A 17,736-nucleotide genomic window follows, 5' to 3' on the forward strand; every position below is an offset into this window, starting at 1 on the left:
TTAAACAGAAAGTATTACTTTAAACAGAAGGTATTACTTTTAAAATGCCACTTATAAACAGCAAAAAACTACTAATAAAAAACCACCTACATGACTATAGATGGTTTTTTGACATTGATATTTTCATTGATATTTTCATTGATACTTTTATTAATATCGATAATTCTATTAATACTATAAAGTGCTGATAAATACGGATTCAGCTATATATCCACTTTAGGCATCCATGTGCTTGATAACCGCTTTACCAAACTCAGAAGTACTGAGCAAGATAGCATCTGGCATGAGACGCTCAAAGTCATAAGTGACCGTTTTATTGGCGATGGCACCTTGGATACCATTGATAATGAGATCAGCTGCTTCTATCCAGCCCATGTCTCGTAACATCATCTCAGCGGATAGAATCAATGAGCCAGGATTTACTTTATTCTGACCCGCATACTTAGGTGCTGTGCCATGAGTTGCCTCATAAACCGCAATTGCGCCGCCTTTGTTAGCACCTGGTGCAATACCAATACCGCCTACCTCGGCTGCTAGGGCATCAGAGATATAATCCCCATTTAAATTTAGTGTCGCAACAACGGAATAATCCGCAGGACGCATCAAGATTTGCTGTAAAAAGGCATCAGCGATAACGTCTTTGATAATAATATCATTGCCTGTTTTTGGATTTTTTATCGTCATCCAAGGGCCACCATCCAATAATTCTGCATCAAAACGTTCTGCAGCCAGCTCATAACCCCAATCCTTAAAGGCGCCTTCAGTGAACTTCATGATATTGCCTTTATGCACTAAAGTCACACTGGGCAAATCATTATCGATAGCATGCTGAATGGCCTTACGCACTAGACGTTGCGAGCCTTCTTTGGATACTGGCTTGATACCGATACCACAATCATCATCGAAGCGGATCTTCGTAACGCCCATCTCTTCTTTTAAGAACTTAATGATTTTCTTAGCATCCTCACTGCCCGCTTTCCATTCGATACCTGCATAAATATCTTCTGAGTTTTCACGGAAAATGACCATATCTGTCAGCTCAGGATGTTGAACAGGACTTGGCACACCTTCAAACCAGCGAACTGGGCGCTGACAGACATAGAGGTCAAGCTCTTGACGTACCGCCACATTCAACGAGCGAAAACCACCGCCAACTGGTGTGGTTAACGGCCCTTTGATACTGATGACATAGTCTTTTAAAATCTCTAGCGTCTCGCTTGGTAGATAGTCACCATCGTATATTTTAGCGGCTTTTTCACCGAGATAAGCCTCCATCCAAATGATAGATTTTTTGCCATGATAAGCTTTGTCTACTGCTGCATTGACCACTTTTATCATGACAGGCGTGATATCCACACCGATACCATCACCTTCAACAAACGGAATGATAGGATGATTGGGGACATTTAGCGACAGATCAGCGTTTACGGTAACCTTTTCTCCGTCTCTTGGGACGATAACCTTCTCATAAGACATGAATAGAACTCCTTGGTTGTATGTTAGATATCGCAAGCGTCATTGGCATTCTGTTATGCTAACCATTATATTATGATTATTTATACCGCTTTAAACACGGGTTAGCTAAACTAAAAACTCTGAGCAATAGATAAGTTGCGATATGCTAATAAATGACTTAAAAAATTAATAAGTAAAATAGTGACTCACTGAATAATTATTTATTGCCTTAACGATACTGTAAAAATCCCTTTAGCAAAATAGCATCCACACAGACTGTTATAATAACAAGCAAAATGACAAAGATACTTTATATAAAATCAACAAATTTACAGCTTATAGAGTTGATTTAAAAAAATAACGTTTTATTAGGGCGTGTCCTCATTCTAAAAATGCTGATAAAAATGAGATAAATTGCCGTCAAACAAGGAAAGTAGCGCAAATAATATCGAGATATTGATAAGCTATTTGACGATGTTTGGCAAAATTTAGCCATTTTTAGCCCATTTAAAGGTTAATCGATTGAATTGAGGACATGCCCTAGCCTCAAAATACGCAAAAAAGAATGATTCAAATCCAGGAAACACCATTTTATGTCGACCTCTAGTCTGATTTTATTCAATAAACCTTATGGGGTGCAAAGTCAGTTTCGTGATGACAGCAACAATGATCACACCACCCTATCGCAGTATTTTACCGATAAGTCTTTACGAGTCGCAGGTAGGCTCGATGCCACCTCAGAAGGCTTGCTGATTTTGACCGATGATGGACGAGTCAACAAAGCGATTACCCATCCACCAAAAGCCAACGCGGGGCGCAAACAGGGTAAAACTTATTTAGTGCAAGTGGAAGGAGTTCCTACTACTGAACAACTTAATAAGCTTCGAAGTGGCGTGATTCTCAAAGATGGTAAGACCCTGCCTGCCAATATCAAACACGTCAGTGAAGAGACATTACCCATGCCACTTTGGCCGCGTAATCCACCGATACGTGAGCGTAAAAGTGTGCCAGACTCATGGCTGATGCTAACGATTTATGAAGGTAAGAATCGCCAAGTCAGACGTATGACGGCGCAGGTTGGACTGCCTTGTCTGCGTTTGATACGCTGGTCGGTAGCAGGGTTCGAATTGGGTGACTTAGCAGTTGGTGAGTTTGTGCGCATTCACTTAAACAGTGAGCGTTGCCAGCAATTAGGCATTTCTGATTATTAGAGCGCACCCTCATTTTTATCAGCATTTCTAAAATAAGGACAAGTCCTAATCATTGGCTTTGATATCAATTAAAACCAATTACGACTTACTAAACATCGCGTCTCGAACGAGCAAGGTTTATCTGCTAAGCTTCAGTACACCATTATTTAGGTATCATAAGTCTCATCCACTTATCATTTTATTTTTTATTATAGGGATATGTTATGTTTGCTTCTCGTCGTTGGATCTTGTTGGCCACCAGCATTTCTGCTGTGCTGGTACTGAGCGCCTGTCAGCCGACAACAGAAGATAACGAGGCAAGTTCTGGGGAAACCGTTACTCCGCCCATCACTGATAGTCAAAATGAAAACGAGGTCAATGAAGATTTCATAAAAGATGAAGATGTCGCGGATGAGAGCCAGATGACAGATGTGCTCAGAGACTATACAAGGTCGATGACTAGAATGCATGATGAGATGATGATCGGTATGGGTTACAACGACCCCGATACGGCCTTTGCTAAAGCGATGCTTGGACACCATCGCGGTGCAGTAGAAATGGCAAAAATACAGCTGAAATATGGCACTGATGAAGAGATGCGTCAATTGGCGCAAGAGATTATCACCGCTCAGCAAGCTGAAATCGATATTTTGAATAAATGGCTTGCCAGCCACCCTGATACCGCCAAACCTAAACCCAATACCGAAGCGATGCAGCAGTCGTATGCCAGAAGCATGGATGTCTTAAATGGCAAGATGGTATTGGGTATCGCCGATCCTGTGCCTGACATGGCATTTGCACGTGGTATGCTACCGCATCATATTGGCGCAGTAGAGATGGCAAAAATTCAGATGAAATATGGCACTGACGAAGAGATGCGTCAATTGGCACAAGACATCATCGATAGCCAACAGATTGAGATTGCGCGTATGCAACAATGGATTGCAGACGCTAATACCGATAAAAACACTAAAGAGACACAGGGCGCAAATGAAGCGGATAATCATCAGAAATCTGAGCAACCTGCTTCTTAGATGTTGAATTATTAGACACTGACTTACCTGTTAATTTTTAACAAACCTCAAAAAAGACTGATAACTATTACACAAAGCCTTTGCCAAATAATAGTATTTGGCAAAGGCTTTTATTTTTAGCCAATTATTGGACAGAATAGTGAGACCCAATACGTTCACATTAATGTATTTAACTCTGATAACGCTCTATCGCATTGAGCCATGCTTGCCAGCCCGCATCGGCTGGAGAAGCGTTATCACTGACTCCTGACGATTGATTTGCTTTTGCTAACTGCAAGCTCACTTTATACGGGTATGCTTTATTCGTAGCTCTATTAACCTCATTGACATTACTATCGGTACTGTCTTGCTGTTGCCCCTCAATAGCCGCCTTAGGCAGTACATTGACACGCATCAATTCATCGCGGCGAAAAAGATGACACTCAATATCACGCTCAACATTACTCAGCAATGCCAACTGTTTACTGTCAGCTTTGATACCGTCAAGCGCCACAATGACATCGTTCGCTGAAATACCCGCTCTAGCAGCGACACTAGCACGTGTCACACGATTAACCTTAAGACCAGCGGGCGTCTCAGTACAGCGCATGCCCCAAGGCATATGCTTGTCAGCCGTCTCTTTGCTATTGCTATTCATGTTAATACCGTTTTCCGCCAGCAGCGCTTCGATTGGCAACTCTTCAACACCATTGACATAACGATACTCAAAGTCTTCCCAATCCTCTATAGGCATGAACTGCCCAATGACTGTACCCATATCAGCACTATTGATACCAATGCGTTTATTATCGTTTTGCTTGGCTTGAGTATAAAAAGCCTTGACCACATCAAACAGACGATAGCGACCATTGCTCTTTTGGAGCAGCGTCAAATCCAAGCATAATGCCACCAATGCGCCTTTGTTGTAATAACTGATACCAGCATTACCTGTATTTTCATCGTTACGGTATAGCTTAATCCACGCATCAAAGCTCGATTCTGCAACGCTTTGATACGCGCGACCAGCCGTTTGATAGTAACGATTAATTTGCTCAGCCAGTAGCTTGAGATAGCTTGGCTTATCAATCACGCCCGACGCTTGCAACATAAAGTCATCGATATACGAAGTAAATCCCTCAAATACCCATAGCAACGGTGTAAATGCCTCGCGGCGCAAATCGACATCCAACATAACATCTGGGCGTACCGTTTTGACCCACCACGAATGAAAATACTCATGGCTGCATAAACCCAAAAATCGCTGATAATCGGTGCTTGGTATTTTTGGCTCATCAAGACTAGGTAAGTCTCGGCGCGGCGTAATGAGACTGGTCGAATTGATATGCTCAAGTCCACCATAATCCTGACCACTGGCAAAGGTCATAAACGTATAATCATTAAATGGCGCATCGCCTAACCAATCTAGATAGCACTGACAGATCTGAGTGACATCCTGCTGTAGCCTGCCCATATTGGCGCTGTGCTTACCTGAGAGATAAAAACGATGGTGTAGCGTCTGATGCGTCTTGTCTTGAATAATAAAGTCAAACTTATCCTGCTCTGCAATCTCAAACGGGTAATCTATCAACTCGTGATAACTGCCTGCTTGTAATCCGTAGCTATGCTGCCCATCAAGACGTAGATGCGTAGACTCCAAGCCACATGCCAATAGCAGCCGACTCTCATTTTTACCTGCTAAAAATGCTGCTGGCACTACTAAGCTAGCTTGTACATCTCGATGTTCTTGCCCTTCAACAGCCAATGCCAACGAGGTGAAATTCCCATACAAACGCTGCTGATCGACATAGGCAGTACGTACCGATAAGTCATAGCAGTAGACTTCATAATGGACACTGACGGCTTGCCCTGCCTTGGCTTTTGGTAATTGCCACGTGTTTTTATCAATTTTGTGCGCACGATAAGTCTCGTGAGTATTGTCATCCATGATTTGGCGGTCTAACGCTTGGCGGTCTAACACCTGATAATGCACCGCGGTAATGTTGCGCGCAAACTCACGCATCAGATAACTACCCGGTATCCATGCTGGCAGCCAAAGTTGAGGTGCATCATTCGCTGCCGTAAAATTGAGCGACACATCAACCAAGTGTTCAAAAAAACGCTCGAAACTGAGTCGATAACTGATATCCGCTTTTGATTTATGGTGATCGTTGATTTTATTGGCATCTGATAGCTGATTGCGTGAATTATTTGCAAATGAAGTCATGGTCTTTTTATCCTTATTTTTATCATTATGGTAGAAGCCCTTGTCCAAAAACGCAACTGGCAAACCCCGAATATCCATTTTCTGCCTTCAAACTGCAAAAAACCGTGTTTATTTTCATAAAAAATACCATTTATCAGTATAAAATAGCATTTTTTATTGTTTTTACCTTGAAAGTTATATGAGCCATCTCAATTAAAGATGCTAACTGCTAAAGTTACTTTAATAAACTGATGATAATTGACTAATGACGTGGCTATTTGGCTTGCTGATTGGATTTTTTAGGTTTATTGCAACCGTATTTAATTTTTTACATAGATATATTTAGGATAACTTATGACTACTATCGCAAAAGACACTGCCGTCAAATTCAATTACACACTAAAAGACGACGAAGGCAACATTCTTGACCAATCACCAGAAGGTCAACCACTTGCGTATTTGCATGGCCATAGCAACATCATTCCAGGCCTTGAGCAACAGCTAGAAGGTAAATCTGCTGGCGAACAAGTGAATGCTGTTGTTGAACCTGCTGATGGCTACGGCGAATATCAAGAGCAAGCGGTACAACATGTACCACGTGATAACTTCCAAGGCGTTGACGATATCCAGCCTGGTATGCAGTTTCAGTCAGAAGCTGGCGGCCAAGTAATGCTAGTTACTGTGACTGCTGTAAATGACAAAGAAGTGACCGTTGATGCAAACCATCCATTGGCTGGTAAGCGTTTGACGTTTGATGTTGAAATCCAAGAAGTACGTGCAGCAACTGAAGACGAGCTAAACCATGGTCATGTCCATGGCGCTGGTGGCGTTGAGCACTAATCTCTTCTAGAGTATAGTGAGATGTTAAATGGTAGTCTTTATTAAGACCACTATTTAATAAAAAAGGTCAGTGGCTTTGTCTACTGACCTTTTTTTATGTCTATCATTTATAAAAACCATTTTCTAGAAACATTGATGTTTTCAGTTTATATTGAGCAGCCTGATAGGCTTATAAACTATTCACTGTTATTGATTTATCTATTAGAAGCTATTAGTTAGTCGCATTTATCAAAATGCTATATGGCAGACGTAACAAAGCCGCATAACGACAAGCGTTATGCGGCTTTTATCACTAACCATCCATGTTATCGTTACATGATACCTAATCCCGGAGTATCTTATAACTGACAGGCATCCAGCCTTATCATCCCTAATCAGCAAACCACCTATCCCTGATGCGACATTTGAGATACCAATCCCTAGTATCAATGAACCGTTTCGTTCAATCGTGCCGTACAGTTATAATCGCAGATTGCCTCATGGTTAGTAAGAGGTATAAACGTCAATCCATGTAAGCATATGCTTACATGGATTTTATCAACAGCGGTTTTGGCTATAATATTGACTGTTTATAGCTTCTCTTCAGGGCTTAGCAAGGCTTTAGGTTCAGCGCTCAGCATAATATAGGCCGCTTCATTGATGAAGGCTTCGTCTTCCGGTAGCTCTGGGCGCTCCTTGGCTTTCATGCGACTGCGCTCTTCAAATTTTGCATCCATTGCCGCTTGATAGGTGTTCCAATTGGCATAAGGGCGCTCACCTGTTGCAATAAGACGTTTGTTTTCAGCTTCTAATGAACGCTTTTCAATCAACTGCATCTTAGCTCGGCGGCTATTGATATCCAGAGGAACTGGTTTTTTCTCATCTTCCATATCGCGAATGTTGTTTAGCGCTGATAGATAAACAAACTGTGGGTTTTGCTCTTGACGAATTTTAGACTGCTGGTTAAGTGTCGCTAGCGTATCGTCGGTGAACTTACCTTCAGGCTTGTAAGGCGCAGTTTTGATGGTATCCCAAGGTAACGCATTTTTCTGCGCACGTTCGCCAAAAGTGGCATCATCATAGATATTGACCAACTCTACATCAGGTACCACACCTTTATTCTGCGTACTACCACCAGTGATGCGATAGAATTTGCGCTGCGTTAAAGTGGCTGAACCCAATGCCAAATTATCGAGTTGAATCTGGGCTGAACCTTTACCCGTTGTGGTACTACCAACCACCAGCCCACGACCGTAATCTTGAATAGCCGCGGCAAATATCTCACTGGCTGAAGCAGATGCTAGGTTGGTAATAACGACCACCTTACCATCATAAAGTTGCTCACCGCCATCATCGTCACGGTAGACTTGGATATTGCCGCGATTGTCACGAATTTGCACCATCGGTCCGCTCTTGATAAAGAAGCCAAGCATTTTTGCCACTTCATCCAATGAGCCACCTGGATTATTACGCAAATCAACCACGAGGCCATCAATATTTTCTTTATTCAACTCTTTCAACGCTTTTTCGGTATCGATACTGACGCTGCGGTAATCCTCACCATTACGACGAGCACGATAGTTCAGATAAAAGCTTGGAATCTCAAGTACACCGATGCGTTTTGGCGTTTTATCGATATTAGGACGCTGTACTTCTACCACACGCTGGGTAACTCCTGACTCTTCTTGTTGAATAATGTCACGAACCACCGTCACGTTACGGGCACTAGCATCAGGGGTATTTGGCTGACGCACTTTGATGGTCACTGATGTGCCACGTTTACCGCGAATCAAGCTCACAATCTCACGCGTTGACCAGCCAACCACGTCTATCATGTTCTCGCCATCTTTGGCGATACCGATAATCAAATCGTTAGGTTTAATCTGACCAGATTTGGCTGCTGGACCACCATCGACTAAGGTCACGATGCGGGTATAATCTGGGTTTTTACGGTCTGGGCGAATAGAAACACCAATGCCTTCTAATTGTAAACTAGATTGAATTTGCAATTCGTTGGCTTGAATCGGTGCGTAATAATTACTGTGCGGATCGTAAGTCAGCATCGCCGTATTTAAGATAGTTTCCATGATTTCATCATTTGTGAGACGCTTAAACTGCTCTTGCTGTCGCGATAAACGATTTTGTAAAATCTCGCTTGGTGTACGTTGGTCGTTGCGTACTAAATCTTGTCCACGAGTAATATCTGGATTGCTCAGGAATACTTGCTCTTTGGCTTTTTCATCTTCTTGACCCAAGGTAATACTCATCAGCTGAAACTTAAGCTGACGCGCCCAATAATCACGCTGCTCTTTTTTGGTTTTAAAATGGGGGAGTTTTTCACGGTCGAGCACGATAGTGTCATCACCCGTCAAATCAAGATTCGTTTTTAGCATCTTACTCGCCATCGCAAAATACTCGTTTGAGCGTTTGCGATAACGCTCAAAAACATCTACCCCTGCAGACAAATCGCCACGCTTGAGACGAGCCCCAAATTCATCGGCGTATTTTTTCTTAAATTCATCCACATCAGATTGCAAAAACAAGGTATGGTTTGGATCAAGGCTGTCGATATACATGGACAAGATCTCGCTGCCCATTTTGCTATCTAGCGGCTGATTTAAATAGTGGCTACGATCCAGCAATGCGGCTACTTGGCGAGTGGTGACTTTTTGTTCGGGAGTTTGTACGAAGCCTTCAGTATTGGTGTCGGCCATTGCCGTCCCATAGCTTTGGGTAAGAATAATACCGGCGATGCCCACTGACGCTGCACTGAGTAACCACTGTGCTGGTTGTTTTTTCATCATATGTACCTAGTTATTTTACGTTAATAATATTATTTGTTTGATAAAAATCAAAAGTGGTTGGTTCGGTCGCTGCCCATGAATGCTTAATCTTTAATTTACGATATGTTTGTTGACCATTATCAATCGAATATTTATTCAATGATAGTTTCTGAAGAATCATGGTCGCTAACTACCATTGCTGTTTGCTAATATATTGTTAAAAATCACTCAATATTATCATGCACATAAATATCGGACTGTCTCAAACTGTATAAGCAATCTTACACGCTACGCCTGCACATACCAAACTTTCTATTACATTTATTATTCATCATTATTTGGGCCGTTTATTGACGATTCAATGCCTATTTACGAATTGATTTGAATCTATTCATCTGCCACATTATGCTCATTTAATAATAACTGTCATAATAAAGCAGTTTTGATAATAGCTGCACAATGCCAATTATCATCATTTATTTGTTTGCAGCTGAACCGATCATATAACAATATATAACACCATAAGGATTACGCTATGTACGGCGTTTTAATGATTGATATCGATAGTACCGCACTGACCGCAGAAGATGTCAGCTTAATCAAACAGGCACAAGTGGGTGGGGTAATTTTATTTGCCCGAAACGTTGCAGATGCCGCACAAGTACGCGCGTTGTGTGACGACATACGTTATCACAACCCTGACATATTAATCGGCGTTGACCAAGAAGGTGGACGAGTCGCACGACTGCGCAATGGCTTTACCCCACTACCCGCCATGGGCAGGCTTGGGGAATTATTTAATCAAGACCCTAGCCATGCGCTGAGCTGTGCTTACGATTGTGGCTATCTAATGGCAACAGAAGTGTTGGCCGTGGGCATTGATCTCAGTTTTGCGCCAGTACTTGACAGAGATGGCATCAGCCAAGTCATTGGGGATCGTAGCTTTCATCAAGAGCCGCAAGCGATCATTGCGCTGGCGACTCAGTTTATGCGCGGTATGAAAGCCGCTGGCATGGCAACCACAGGTAAGCATTTCCCCGGTCATGGTGCGATTGCCCCTGATTCCCATGTGGCTGAGGCCATCGATACGCGTAGCTTGGATGAGATTATGCATAGCGATATGCAGCCTTTTGCCCAAACGCTACCGTGGCTTGATGCCTTAATGCCTGCCCATGTTATTTTTTCGCAAGTCGATGATAAGCCAGCAGGTTTTTCTAAAATTTGGCTCAAGGACATCATACGGGATCAGCTCAATTTTGATGGGGTTTTATTCTCCGATGATCTATGTATGGCCGGTGCTCAAGCAGCGGGCGATGTCAGCGCACGTGTGAAGGCAGCGATTGAAGCAGGTTGTGATATTGCACTGGTTTGTAATGATCGTGTCGCCGCCCATGAAGCCGCAGAAACTGCACAAGAGCTGCCTTATCCCAATCAAAACCGTATCAAAACGATGTGCGGAAAGATACCAACATGGCAAGGTGATCTGGAATCTACTTGTCAACAATTTGACTATTGGCAACAGGCAAAGCAAAACGTGACTCAGACCTTTTTTAATCCTCAATCTGAGGTGCAAACGACTCGCAGCGCTACTGAATCAAAAGATCCGACCGCCTATAAATAATAGCCTTAGCAAAATAAAAAACCGCACCTTTATAAGATGCGGTTTTTTTAAATGAACAACTTCTCAATCAAGCTGTTGTACATTAATTGGCAGGATCTACTGCCGTACCTTGAGTGGCATCATCACCATCAGGTAATAAGTCGTCGTTGTTGCTATCCAGAGGGTTTAAGTCTGGGTCAAAGGCATTATTACTAATAGTCATGCCATCGTTTGCACTGGCCGTCTCGTCATTGACTATAAACTCAATACGGCGATTACGGAAGCGACCTTGCTCGGTTGAATTATCAGCGATAGGCTCTGATTCACCCATGCCTTTAGTCGTCAGTTTGCTAGCATCTACACCTTTAGATACCAAATACTCTTTCACTGCTTCAGCGCGATCACGAGATAATTCTAGGTTGTAAGAATCTGATGCTTGACTGTCGGTATGACCGATAATCATCAACTTCATATTTGGCACTTCAGTGATAATCTTAGCAGCGCGGTCAAGCAGTTCTTTATTGACATCAGGAATAACTGCCTCATCCACTTCAAAGTTGATCACCTGAATACTTAACGCACGAGCCACATCACGTGGATCTGGGTTTTTACCAAGATTAGTCATAGCAACATCGGCAGCCGCCAAACTATTATCAATCTCACCCTGCAAATCCAACGGTCCTTCGGCTTGTATAGTCATCGCAGGAGCAGCTGCTTGTAAGTCAGCCACTAGCTTATCTAATGCCGCGGCGTCAGGTGCATTGACAGTGATCACATCGCCTTTGATAACCATGCTGGCGTTTGGTACATTTTTGACAATAGGTAAAATAGTGGCTAGCTGAGCCACCGCCGGCATATCTACTGCGAAATTATCATCGACATCAGCACGGCACTTATTGGCTTCATCACCAAATGCACTGGTCAACGCATTCATTACATTGCTCTGCAAAGTCTCGTCGCCCACATTCATACGGCAGGCATATAATGCTCCGTTTTCACCAGTCGCAATGCGCAATGATGCCGGCTCGATATCACCTGCCACTGCCAACTGACCATCTCCCTGCGCTGCTTGTTGAGCAGTAGCCACCGGTGTGGCGACAGGCTCAGGGTTTTCTTGGCAACCACGAAGTAAAGCCCAAGCCAATGCCCCTAAGATAATTAGTCCAATAATTGGAAGCAATGCTTTCATAAAGCTGCCTTGTTGCTCTTCTTCACGTTGCAATGGTGCAGTACTAACCGTATCAGAGATGTGCGCTCCAGCAGCAGGTGTCGCCGCCAATACACCGACAGGCAAAACCGCACTTGCCCAGGCAGGGATATAACGCTGATAACTATCAAGATTATCACTTAAGAACTGCGGCACTGGTGTGGTACCTGCCAAGCTTTTAATTTCGTAAAAAGCAAGTGGGGCTGCCATCGCTATCAATCCGCGCGAAGACGTTGCATCGACATTATGCTTGCCTGCCAGCTCACGAGCGATTTGATCACGTTGCGAATCATCGCTCCATACACGGTCATAAAAACCTTGATCATCACGAGTGATATTCTCATTTGCAAAACGATTGTAAGTATCGTTGTCCGCTAAGCGAGCGGCAAAAATAGCGTAGAACTGCTCAAGCAGACCTTTTTTCGCTGGACTATGATCATCCTCCAGTACCGCTGGGCTGACTGTCCGCGTCAAATGACTGATAATATCCATAATACAATTCTCCTATTAATACATATTACTATCGATTTATATAATTAAAATACTCAAAAAAATACCAGATAAAATAATAATATGGAATAAGAACCATGACAGTTAAAGCCATCTTGGCGATATTCAATTTTCATCATTATAAAAGTATTAAGTCAGTGTTAACAATCAACACGTTGTTGTGCAAATGATACGTTAGGTAATATTTCAGATGTCACACGTAACCATAAACATGGCAAGTGATTACTCATTCATCCGTTGATAAACGATAAAGGAAGCAGTAAAAACTATGCATATATGAAGAAAATAAATCGTTTTTTCAGATGTTTTATAGTTTTTAGATACTTTTCATTGGGTATTGATAGAAAAAATGGTGACATAAGACACTTATCCCGCCATCTTTATTTAATAAATTATTCCACTGAATAAATGATGGGATAATCGCTAAATAATCCTATTATCCCATCATTTATTCCTTACTTGTGCAGGTTCAGCGACAATGAGTGTGCTTGCCATATCATCTACCTCCGATTCTGATATGGGGCCCGAGGGTCTGCTATTCACTGGTGCGTTGTTAGGGATATTATTGGGAATATTACGAACATTGTTGGCATTGTTATCGTTGGGTGCAGGATTAGGTACGATACGATCGCCTGCATCATCATCTGCTGCTTGAAATTCTCCAGACCCACCGTTGTTATAGTCATTAGCATACTGGTTGTTGGTAGCCCCATCATTTTCGAACTGATTATTCGTATTATTCATTGCATTGGCATTGTTATTTTCAGGCAGCGGTAGCGGTGCAGTACTATCGATGACCATAGCAGGTACCAGAGTACGTATATCCGTAACCAATCGTTGCAATAGCGTACTATCTGGCGCTTCTAACATAAGACGGTCATTCTGCAAATGTAGGCGTGCAAATGGCGTAGACCTAATCATCGTCAAGACATTGGGCAGTACTTCCTCGGGTAAGTTGGCAATACTACTGGCAACCCCAGTCTGTACTGTCAATTCGCAAATACTCGCCTGCTCACCAAAGCTGGTATTGAGCGCTTGTTGCAATGTACTTTGCAGCACTGCATCGCCGATGGTAGCACTACAGGTATACAGACTACCGCTGTTATCTACGCCCACGATTAGCTCAATAGGAGTCATCACCTGCGCTACTGGTTCGGGCGTTGGCGCTACCACAACAGGCGCTGCGGCAACCGCTTCTACAGGTGGCGCGTTGTTCGGTCTGATTAATATTGCCCAAGCAGCAAGCCCCATCGCAGCAATGGCTATGATTAATAAAACCACCCGTACCAGTAAATCATTGCGCTGATTGCGAGTGCGTACTTTTTCTTGCTTCATACTACTGTTTTCTGCCAAATGATGCGCTGACGGATTGGCATGAATGGCGTCAGTATCGCCTATCTTCATACTTTCTACATCAGTATTTCCGATATCAGGTTTATCTACTGTGTCAGCATTTTTCCTATAAGCGGCTGTCGCTGCGGTCATCGTGCTGGTATCTATATGAGAATTTTGCCGACCATCCAAAGACGTATCATGCGCTTGTACGCTATCAATATCTGCTGCGATGCTTGGGTGTACTTCTGATTCGCTATTGATGTTTTGAGGAGCAGTAATAATAGGTGCTGACCATATCGGTAAGTACTGACGCAGTGCCGCCTGCTCTCCCTGCAAGAACGCTGGCAAAAACTGGCTATTGGCCAATACTTTTAGCTCACGATAAGCCAATGGCGCGGCATTGATAAGCAGCTGTGACGTAGTAGACTCATCAATATGATGCGTGGCAGCCAGTTCTCGGATCATGAGCTGCTGTATGCCTTTATCTAGCCACAGCTGTTCGAACAGTGGACTTTCTGTGACTCTATCAACCATCACTTGCTCGGCGCGGATAAATTGTGAGTACACTTGCGGCAAGGCGAGACGTGATGCCAAGATGGCATAAAACTGCTCCAATAAGCTGATGTAAGCCACACTATCATGACTGTTGCGCTCACCTATGACAGCTGGCGTTACGGTCTTTTCTAATTGGTCGATAATACTCATAGATTACTGCCTCTTTCGGCGCTTATTTTAAATTTGCCAACGCATGAAATGTTTGTTTTATTTGTCGTTAGCGTCTGTATTCTTAGATACTGCTCTCATTTAGCCCGCCATTACCGTCAAGATACGAAGCATTACTCAATTTGCCTGACAGCCTGCTATATTATTCACTATAAAAGCATATAAATGCACTATTTTGTCACATAATAAGTTTTTGCATTGTCATAACTACTGTTAGTATTACTTTATTATAAGTAGCTAATACTTAATAATTGATTGTCAGTCCTATAAATTTAGTTTGCACTCAGCCATAATGCTTAGGCTTTGAACATTGTCATTCATCACATATCAGGCGCAGCCTAAGGATTTTCCTTTGTTCAATCATACGACCCTCATCATTATTATCACCGTTATTGTCAGCTTAGTGGCATGGCAAAACAAAACAGTATTTAATCGACTCATTTTTTATCCACCAGCGGTAAGTAATGGTCAGTGGGACCGTTTTGTCACGCATGGCTTTATTCATGCCGATAGTATGCACTTGCTCTTCAATATGTTTACGTTATACTTTTTTGGTCGTGCTATTGAGGGACTATATCAGCCGTTCTTATTTGGTTATGGTTTCGTGGTTTTTTACGTATTGGCTATTATCATTGCGATGATTCCAAGCTACCTCAAGAATAAAAACAATGCGAGCTATTTAAGCCTTGGCGCATCAGGCGGTGTATCAGCCGTATTGTTTGCTTTTATTTTGCTGGCACCGTGGGAGAAAATCTACCTATTCGCGATTATTCCTATACCTGCGATACTATTCGCCGTCGCTTATATCGCTTATAGTATCTATGCGGATAAACGGGGCGGCTCTAATATCAATCATATGGCGCATATGTGGGGCGGCGCGTTTGGGGTTATTGCCACGATTATTTTAGAACCGCAAGTCCTACCACATTTTATCAATGCGCTCTTATCACCTGGGTTATAAGCTTAATGATAAAAATCAGCAATAAAAACTGAAATCAGAACTCGGTTTATGATGGTAGTTCACGTAATTGAGCGATGAGTAACGTCGCGTTGTGTTTTACGCAAACTAATACTTAACAGACTATTTAAGAATTTGATAATTATTATGATGATAGATGTTATCGGTGATATTCACGGCTACGCAGACAAGTTAGTTGGTTTATTAAAGCAGCTAGGTTATGTTCATAATGGTACGTATTTTGTACCGCCAGCAGGGCATCGAGCGTTATTTATCGGTGATTTAATTGACCGAGGACCACAGCAATTGGCTACCCTGGAGATTGTTTTTGCCATGATAGATGCTAACGTGGCGGATGCAGTGATGGGTAATCATGAATATAATGCCCTGACTTTTGCCACACTTGACCCTGATAACTCTAGCCAATATCTGCGCTCGCACAATGAAATCCATACCCGCCAACATGCCGCATTTTTAGCCGAAGTAGCCTTTGGCTCAGAGCGTCATCAATATTGGCTTAATCGGTTATATGAGCTCCCCCTATGGATTGAAACCACGTATGCTTGTTTTGTTCATGCCTGCTGGGATGTCGATAGTATGGCGGTACTTCAACCGTTATTGACTGACGATAACCGCTTAACGCCGCACGGGCTAGTCGCCACTGCTAAAGAAAATACGGCGCCATTTGATGCGCTAGAGCGAGTATTAAAAGGCGTGGAAACAGCACTACCCGATGGCATTGTCATGGTCGATAAAGAAGGCACTGAGCGCAAGCGCGTGCGAGTGCGCTGGTGGCTTGACGGGCTTAATAAACGCCGTCTTTATGAGGTGGCACGCGCGCCTGCATCAGCATTGGCTCAGATTCCAAAAGAGGTGTTGGCTGAAAATATTGATTTCGCTCTGAAAACGGCTAAAGCAGTATTTGTCGGTCATTATTGGCTAACTGGCGCGCCTGAGCCGTTGAGTCCACAAGTTGCCTGTACTGATTATTCAGCGGCGGTAGACAGCGGTTATCTGACTTGTTATCAGCTTGATACTGAGCAGCCACTGCCACTTAAAGCCAGTAACTTTGTCCAATATCGCCATGATAAATCAGCAAACACCAATCCATAAAATTGGTGCTATTGCTCCCGCTTTGTTATTAAAAATTAAACTTGGCTTTACGAAGGCAACAAAACTTTTGTATGATGGTCTTTTTGAGGATATCAAAGCATGAGCACCACAACAGCTACTGTTAACACGATGGATCAAAACAGCCCTATCACCTCCCCTGCTGGTCAGCCAAAAGTTGGCATTATTATGGGATCACAATCTGATTGGGCTACCATGAGTGCGGCAGCGCAATTGCTCGCAGACTTTGATATCGCTTTTGATTGTGAAGTAGTGTCAGCACACCGCACCCCTGATAGATTGTTTGACTATGCAAAAAACGCAAAAGATAACGGTCTACAAGTTATCATCGCAGGCGCTGGCGGTGCCGCACATCTGCCTGGCATGTGTGCCAGCCAAACGCCGCTACCTGTGTTTGGCGTCCCTGTAAAGTCTTCTATTCTCAGCGGTTGGGACAGCTTATTATCTATCGTACAGATGCCTAAAGGCGTTGCAGTTGGCACATTAGCCATTGGCTCAGCAGGCGCTTACAATGCTGCTCTGCTTACGATTCAAGTATTAGCGTTGCATGACGAGACGATTGCGACTAAGCTTGATAATCTGCGCCAAACGCAAACTGATACCATCCTTGCCAGCCCAACGCCAGGTATTATCAATACCTAATTGCATGTTTTTGATAACGGTTTTTGAATCCCGTTATTTAGATATAGACGCTATTTACTTGATATTTTTTTAGATGGGTTTTACTTAATATAAGGTGCATGTAGTGCACCTTTTCCTATTTTAATAGATGACTTTTTGCATTTTAATACACCAAAAACATTATTCAC

Annotated in this window: 12 protein-coding genes; 7 read left to right on the plus strand and 5 right to left on the minus strand. The window is 42.9% G+C overall.

Going from position 1 to position 17,736, the window contains the following annotated elements; translation table 11 throughout:
- Positions 1-216: 216 nt before the first annotated feature.
- Complete coding sequence (gene icd, locus JFC10_RS08845) at positions 217-1,476, minus strand: NADP-dependent isocitrate dehydrogenase (protein WP_198332535.1); 1,260 nt, start codon at positions 1,474-1,476, stop codon at positions 217-219.
- Positions 1,477-2,048: 572 nt separating this feature from the next.
- Between icd and JFC10_RS08850 the strand changes: the two genes are divergently transcribed.
- Complete coding sequence (locus JFC10_RS08850; protein WP_198332536.1) at positions 2,049-2,666, plus strand: pseudouridine synthase; 618 nt, start codon at positions 2,049-2,051, stop codon at positions 2,664-2,666.
- A 203-nt stretch (positions 2,667-2,869) separates the two neighbouring features.
- Positions 2,870-3,679, plus strand: coding sequence for a CopM family metallochaperone (gene copM / locus JFC10_RS08855; protein WP_198332537.1), 810 nt, complete (start codon positions 2,870-2,872; stop codon positions 3,677-3,679).
- Between the two features lie 169 nt (positions 3,680-3,848).
- Here the strand turns inward: copM and JFC10_RS08860 are convergent, their stop codons facing one another.
- Complete coding sequence (locus JFC10_RS08860) at positions 3,849-5,882, minus strand: M61 family metallopeptidase (RefSeq protein ID WP_198332538.1); 2,034 nt, start codon at positions 5,880-5,882, stop codon at positions 3,849-3,851.
- Between the two features lie 333 nt (positions 5,883-6,215).
- On the opposite strand from JFC10_RS08860, the gene JFC10_RS08865 reads away from it, so the two are divergent.
- Positions 6,216-6,701 (plus strand): FKBP-type peptidyl-prolyl cis-trans isomerase, encoded by a 486-nt coding sequence (locus tag JFC10_RS08865; protein WP_193012469.1) that lies wholly within the window; start codon positions 6,216-6,218, stop codon positions 6,699-6,701.
- A 569-nt stretch (positions 6,702-7,270) separates the two neighbouring features.
- Here the strand turns inward: JFC10_RS08865 and JFC10_RS08870 are convergent.
- Positions 7,271-9,481, minus strand: a complete 2,211-nt coding sequence (locus tag JFC10_RS08870; protein ID WP_198332539.1) for a carboxy terminal-processing peptidase — start codon at positions 9,479-9,481, stop codon at positions 7,271-7,273.
- Between the two features lie 517 nt (positions 9,482-9,998).
- Here JFC10_RS08870 and nagZ point away from each other — a divergent pair.
- Positions 9,999-11,084, plus strand: a complete 1,086-nt coding sequence (gene nagZ / locus JFC10_RS08875) for a beta-N-acetylhexosaminidase (protein ID WP_198332540.1) — start codon at positions 9,999-10,001, stop codon at positions 11,082-11,084.
- A gap of 82 nt (positions 11,085-11,166) precedes the next feature.
- Here nagZ and JFC10_RS08880 read toward each other — a convergent pair whose 3' ends face one another.
- Positions 11,167-12,762 (minus strand): OmpA family protein, encoded by a 1,596-nt coding sequence (locus tag JFC10_RS08880; RefSeq protein ID WP_198332541.1) that lies wholly within the window; start codon positions 12,760-12,762, stop codon positions 11,167-11,169.
- 462 nt (positions 12,763-13,224) lie between these two features.
- Entirely contained in the window at positions 13,225-14,820 is a 1,596-nt protein-coding gene (locus JFC10_RS08885) for a hypothetical protein (RefSeq protein ID WP_198332542.1), read from the minus strand.
- A 370-nt stretch (positions 14,821-15,190) separates the two neighbouring features.
- Here JFC10_RS08885 and JFC10_RS08890 point away from each other — a divergent pair, with 370 nt between their 5' ends.
- The 3 genes from JFC10_RS08890 (at position 15,191) to purE (ending at position 17,569) form a co-directional block, all read left to right on the plus strand.
- Positions 15,191-15,799 carry a rhomboid family intramembrane serine protease gene (locus JFC10_RS08890; protein WP_193011242.1) on the plus strand — a complete coding sequence of 203 codons (609 nt, stop codon included), beginning with the start codon at positions 15,191-15,193 and terminating at the stop codon, positions 15,797-15,799.
- 144 nt (positions 15,800-15,943) lie between these two features.
- Positions 15,944-16,909, plus strand: a complete 966-nt coding sequence (locus tag JFC10_RS08895) for a metallophosphoesterase (protein ID WP_198332543.1) — start codon at positions 15,944-15,946, stop codon at positions 16,907-16,909.
- A gap of 99 nt (positions 16,910-17,008) precedes the next feature.
- A complete protein-coding gene (gene purE, locus JFC10_RS08900; protein ID WP_198332544.1) occupies positions 17,009-17,569 on the plus strand; it encodes a 5-(carboxyamino)imidazole ribonucleotide mutase in 561 nt (186 codons plus the stop codon).
- Positions 17,570-17,736 lie beyond the last annotated feature (167 nt).

This window comes from Psychrobacter aquimaris (genome assembly GCF_016107525.1).
Taxonomy (GTDB): domain Bacteria; phylum Pseudomonadota; class Gammaproteobacteria; order Pseudomonadales; family Moraxellaceae; genus Psychrobacter; species Psychrobacter aquimaris.

Bases quoted from the DNA above. Each gene is read 5' to 3' on its own strand.
- icd (WP_198332535.1), bottom strand. From the start codon at position 1,476: ATGTCTTATGAGAAGGTTATCGTCCCAAGAGACGGAGAAAAGGTTACC.
- JFC10_RS08850 (WP_198332536.1), top strand. From the start codon at position 2,049: ATGTCGACCTCTAGTCTGATTTTATTCAATAAACCTTATGGGGTGCAA.
- copM (WP_198332537.1), top strand. From the start codon at position 2,870: ATGTTTGCTTCTCGTCGTTGGATCTTGTTGGCCACCAGCATTTCTGCT.
- JFC10_RS08860 (WP_198332538.1), bottom strand. From the start codon at position 5,882: ATGACTTCATTTGCAAATAATTCACGCAATCAGCTATCAGATGCCAAT.
- JFC10_RS08865 (WP_193012469.1), top strand. From the start codon at position 6,216: ATGACTACTATCGCAAAAGACACTGCCGTCAAATTCAATTACACACTA.
- JFC10_RS08870 (WP_198332539.1), bottom strand. From the start codon at position 9,481: ATGAAAAAACAACCAGCACAGTGGTTACTCAGTGCAGCGTCAGTGGGC.
- nagZ (WP_198332540.1), top strand. From the start codon at position 9,999: ATGTACGGCGTTTTAATGATTGATATCGATAGTACCGCACTGACCGCA.
- JFC10_RS08880 (WP_198332541.1), bottom strand. From the start codon at position 12,762: ATGGATATTATCAGTCATTTGACGCGGACAGTCAGCCCAGCGGTACTG.
- JFC10_RS08885 (WP_198332542.1), bottom strand. From the start codon at position 14,820: ATGAGTATTATCGACCAATTAGAAAAGACCGTAACGCCAGCTGTCATA.
- JFC10_RS08895 (WP_198332543.1), top strand. From the start codon at position 15,944: ATGATGATAGATGTTATCGGTGATATTCACGGCTACGCAGACAAGTTA.
- purE (WP_198332544.1), top strand. From the start codon at position 17,009: ATGAGCACCACAACAGCTACTGTTAACACGATGGATCAAAACAGCCCT.